This is a genomic window from Sulfitobacter sp. R86518 (assembly GCF_042466275.1).
In the GTDB taxonomy this organism is placed as follows: domain Bacteria; phylum Pseudomonadota; class Alphaproteobacteria; order Rhodobacterales; family Rhodobacteraceae; genus Sulfitobacter; species Sulfitobacter pontiacus.
In genome coordinates, this window is record NZ_JAXHCA010000008.1 from 1 (window position 1) to 5,262 (window position 5,262).

Here is a 5,262-nt window from a genome sequence, read left to right on the forward strand (position 1 = left end):
TTGCGTCGCGCGCGCCGCCATCCAATCCTTCAGGCCAAGAACCGTTCTTCCGGCGGCGACCTTGGAGGCCCAGGCAACCCTTGGGTCGCCGCAGGGCTCGGAGCCGACATGCCGGTCGATGTGGCCATTGGCCATCCATGGCTCAGGCTGTATCCGTCGCAGCCAGTCCGCCATGCTCGGAATGCGGCCCTGGCAGTCTTCACGGATATGCTGCTCGCCGATCCAGCGCACGGGAATGTCCCGACCTGCGCTATTGGTCAGGGTCAGGCCGAAGACACGTTCGGCTTCAAACAGGCCTTGGGCATGATGGCGCATGGCTCGGTGCGTGAAGAGCGCGAGGTGCTCTTTCGAGGCGTCAAACCAATCGTGCACAGCCTGATAGTCAGACGGCACCCCGCCGAATTTCCGGGCAGAGCTTTCAGCATGATGAAGCGGATGGGCCATCTCACAGCCCCTCGTCATAGCTGTGCGAGCATTCGACATAGCGGTCCGCGTGATCAAGGGTGATGCTGTCGGCGGCGATGTCCCAGGTCAGCGTGCCATAGCCGCCCTCATTGTTCTCGAACCCCGGGTGATGGTGATAGGCGAGCGACCAGGCGAAGTTGCCAACCTCTGTGGCAAGCGGCTCCGGCAGTTGGACCTCTGCAGGCTGCACCGTCACATCCTCGACATTGCCGGAGTCGCCATAGCCTTCGTATTCGGCAGTGACCTCGCTGATGCCAAGCGCACGTAGTTGCGCGAGCAGCTCCGTTCGGGATGCCTTCAAGGTGGTTTCGCGCTCTGCACGCCACTGAGCCGCCATTGCGGCATAATCGATCTGGGGATTGGTCATGGGTCTGTCCTCTTATCTGAAATTGGGGGACCGGGCATGGCATTGGTCTGCGCGCGCCCCGAAAACGCAGACCGGTGAAATCCAGATCCGCGACGCCCGACCGGAAGCCCGCTTTGACTTTTCAGGCGGCTTGTTCTGACGTCATGGCGGCTTCCTGCCCCACGATCCGGGCCAGAATGCTTCCCGTGTCGACACCTTCCCCATGCGGCAGGAACACCCGCAACTGGAAAGCGATGATCTCGGTGAAGCAGCCGAGGGCCTTGAGGCCGTCGATCATGCCCTTGTCGGCGCCGCCCAACTCAAGGCGCATCTCGCCTGCGACACGGCGGCGGGTCAGCGTCAGACCCCGGCCCAGATCGACCGGCGCCGTGGTGCCGAGGGCGGCGGTCAACAACTCCTGCGGCGTTTGCGGATTGGAGACGAGGAAGCGGGCGCGCAGCGCGGCCGCCCCTTCTTCGCTCAGCGTGCGCCCGATCATGGCGGTCGCCCCGTCGGGCGTGACCCGGTAGATGCGCTCATTGGTGGTCGGAATGTCCTTCCAGATCGGCAACAGCAGCCCTGTCAACAGGTAGAGCTTGGTCGTGGTGGTCTTGGGCAAGGAGGCAGCCTCGGCATCCCAAAGCCTTGCAAACTCGGGCTTACCGATGTTCTCCCAGGCCGAGGACCCGAACCGCGTCTCCTCCAGATAGCTCGACCCGTTGGGCCGCACCGCCTTGCGCATCAGCGTGACAATGTCCTCGTCATACATCTGCATAGGGCGCGCCGAGATGAGCGCCGCGCGGCCGGAGGCGCGATTGACCATCGGCAGCTTGTCCGGATTGCGCGATATGGCCTCTTCAGCGCCCAGGACATGGACCGGGTCCGTCACCTCGAGCCCGATGATCCGCGTCACGGCGCCAGATTTCGGGCAGGTCCAGAGATCCTCTGTGGAGACCTGCTCGATCTTTTCGCCGCGTAGGGTTTCCACGCCGAGATCGAGCGTGCCCGCCGCGCGCGCCCGTTCCGTCTGATCGGCAATCCGGCGCATGAACTCGGCAAAGAGCGCGTTCTGCATGTGGATGGGCAGGGCCAGAACCCGGTTGAGAAACCGCTGGATCGGGGGAAGCTCCTCAAGGAGCACCCCGTCCTTGTCGATCAGCCGCAGGGCCGTCCAGTCGGTGAAGCTCTCGTAGCTCATCGCCTCGGCGCGCCCGGCGGCAAGATCGGCGAAATACCCACGCAGCGCCGCCCGTGCGATCGGGCTTTCGAGATTGTCCTCCTCGCGGAACATGCCCTGCGAGCCGGTCTCGCGCTGACCCTTGGTCAAGGCCCCCAGCTGGTCGAGGCGCTTGGCTATAGTCGAGGTGAAACGCTTTTCGCCATGCACATCCGAGGTGCAGACCCGGAAGAAGGGCGCGCTGACCTGAGCCGAGCGATGCGTGCGCCCGAGCCCCTGGATGGCCGCATCCGCGCGCCAGCCGGGCTCCAGAAGATAGTGCCGCCGCCGTTTCTGGTTCTTCGCCGTTTGCGCCGCGTGATAGGACCGGCCCGTACCGCCTGCATCGGAGAAGATAAGGATATCCTTCTCGCCGTCCATGAAGGCTTGGGTTTCGGAGGAATTGCTGCTGGCGGCGCGCTTCTCGATGAAGAGGTGGCCATCGTCCGCCTTCAGAGGTCGGATCGACCTTCCGGTCACTTCGGCCACGGCATCGTCGCCAAAGGCCCAGAGGATCTGATCCAGCGCCGAAGGGATCGGGGCCAGCGTCATCAACTCCATCATGGCCGCATCGCGCAGGGCAAGCGCTTCGCGGGAGACAACCAGCGCGCCATTGGCGTCGCGCAAGGGTTCAGCCACCATGTTGCCGTCGATCTCCACGAGCTTTTGCGCATGGATCGGGAAGGCCTGTTCGAGATAGCCCAAGACATAGTCGCGCGGCGTCAAAGCACCCTCGACGAGTTCATCCTCGGGGTCCATCGTCTCAAGCCGACGCTTCAACAGGCTTTCGCCTGTAGAGACAACCTGGATGACGCAAGCCTTGCCCGCCGCCAGATCGTCCTTGATCGCGCGGATGATGGTCGGGGCTTTCATGCCCATCAGGAGATGGTTGAAGAAGCGCTGTTTCGTGCTCTCGAAGCGGGACTTGGCCGAGGCGCGTGCGGCCGAGGCATTAGTCTCTCCCGAGGCGTCGTTGACGCCGGTCGCCGTCAGCGCGGCTTCGAGATTGTGGTGGATCGTCCGAAACGAAGTCGCGTATGCGTCGTAGATCTCGATCTGGGCCGGGGTCAGCGCATGTTCCAGCACATCATATTCCACGCCATCAAAGCTGAGGGCACGCGCCGTGTAGAGCCCGAGCGTCTTGAGATCGCGCGCGACCACCTCCATGGCAGCAACGCCACCGGCTTCCATCGCCGACACGAAACTCTCGCGGCTCGGGAAGGGGTATTCCTGCCCCTGCCCCCAGAGACCGAGACGCGCGGCATAGGCCAGGTTGTGCACGCTCGTGGCGCCCGTGGCCGAAATGTAGAAGACGCGAGCGCGGGGTGCTGCCAGTTGCAGCCGCAGGCCTGCAAGGCCCTGCTGGGAGGGTTTGGCCCCCCTGCCCTGCTCGGACCCCGCCGCATTCTGCATGGCATGGGCCTCATCAAAGGCCAGCACGCCTTCAAAGTCTTCGCCCATCCAGTCCAGGATCTGGCTCAGTCGCGTGGTGCCGCATTTGCCCGCGGACCGCAGCGTGGCGTAGGTGACGAAGAGGATACCGTCGCCCATCGGGACGGGCTGGTCCGGTTTCCATTTGGAGAGCGGCTGGATGTCGGCGGGCGAGCCGCCGAGATCGGTCCAGTCGCGGATCGCGTCCTCGATGAGCGCGGCGGACTTAGAGACCCAGATCGCCTTTCTGCGTCCGGCCAGCCAGTTCACGAGAATGAGCCCCGCGCATTCGCGGCCCTTGCCGCAACCGGTGCCGTCGCCGAGGAAATAGCCAAGGCGATAGGCTCGTGCATCCGGGTCATCATCGGCGCGCGTCAGCTTGGTCTGGTCGTCATCGATCGCGAACCGACCCGGCAGGTCGCGCCCATGGGCGTCATGCGCCATGATGATGGTTTCCAGCTGCGCCTCGGAGAGATGTCCCTCCTCGATCAACCGGGCGGGCAGGCGCAAGTCATCACTGCCCGTGTTTGAGGGCATGGGCGGGGCAACCGAGGCCATGGCGATGCTTTCAACGAGCGGCGTGGGATGTTCCTGCGCACCCGCAATCGCGATCCGCTGCGGCCGGTAACGCGCATAGATGTCCGAGACCGGCGTGTTGTCGCGAGGGGTCTCAAAGCTTGTGAAGCTGAGCGGACGGACGGCATTGGCCCGGGGTTTGGAGGCGGCAACAGGCGCAGCGGCGGTCTTGCGCGGGGCAGAGGGTGCAACGGTCGGTCGCGCAGTAGTAACCGCTGCCGCCTGTTGTACGTGGCGCATCTTGGTCCGGGTCGCGGCCACGGAGTCGACAAAAGGAAGGGCCTCATCCAGATCGCACACAATAGCGCGGATCATCTCCCCATCCTCCTGCACCTTGTCGAAGACCATCAGCTGGGTTTCGACAGAGGTGCCGAGCTTGCGGTAGACCTGCCCCGGCATCGTCAGCGCGAAGCGTGGCGTCAGGAGACCGCAGGCGCGGGACCAATGCGCGGCATCGCGTTCGGGCGTGAACCCCGGCGGCATGATCGCCACCAGCCGCCCACCGGGCGCGAGACGCTTTGAAGCCGCGATGAGATGTTTGGCGGCGATGTGCTTGTCCCGCGACCGATCGACCGAGGAGGCGAAGGGCGGATTCATCACCACGACGTCGGGTAGAACCGGCGACTGCAGCAGATCGTCGATATGCTCGCCGTCATGGCCTGTGACCTCGCCGCCGAAAACCGCGCGCAGGAGGCGCTGGCGAGAGGGGTCGATTTCATTGATTACAAGCATGGCACCGGCCCGGGCGGCGAAAGCAGCCAGGGCACCGGTGCCAGCCGAGGGCTCCAGCACGGTCTCGCCCTTGCGGATCGCCGCAGCCCGCAAGACCAGCGCCGCAAATGGCAGCGGCGTGGAAAACTGCTGCAGCCGGATCTGCTGCTCTGACCGGCGCGTTTCCGTGAGAAGCCGTGAGGCAAGCAGCTTTGCAGCGGCGATGTCACCTGCCGCGCCGTCCCCACCCAGCAGCACCTGGATGGCCGCAGCCTGCATCATGTCATAGGCTATGCGCCAGTCCCAGGCGCCCCCGGCATCACTGCCATGAAACGTCTCGCGCATGATACGCGCGAGCGCTGAACTGCGCAGGGGCTGGTCATCGACCTCCGTGCCGATTTGCGCGAGGGCAGAGGCGAGATCGGCTTCGGAGATTGCGAGAGCCGGGTTGGCCGTTCTGGGTTTGGACATGGGGATTTTCCTTTGGATCAGGGTCTGAGTTCCAAAGGACAAAAAG

Annotated in this window: 3 protein-coding genes; all 3 read right to left on the reverse strand. The window is 64.4% G+C overall.

Going from position 1 to position 5,262, the window contains the following annotated elements; all coding sequences use genetic code 11:
• Positions 1 to 444: DUF6915 family protein (locus tag SJY36_RS17515; RefSeq protein ID WP_386176753.1), on the reverse strand; the 444-nt coding region annotated here is incomplete at its 3' end.
• Between the two features lies 1 nt (position 445).
• A complete protein-coding gene (locus SJY36_RS17520) occupies positions 446 to 832 on the reverse strand; it encodes a DUF6878 family protein (protein ID WP_386176684.1) in 387 nt (128 codons plus the stop codon).
• Positions 833 to 953: 121 nt separating this feature from the next.
• A complete protein-coding gene (locus SJY36_RS17525; protein WP_386176754.1) occupies positions 954 to 5,216 on the reverse strand; it encodes a strawberry notch-like NTP hydrolase domain-containing protein in 4,263 nt (1,420 codons plus the stop codon).
• Positions 5,217 to 5,262 lie beyond the last annotated feature (46 nt).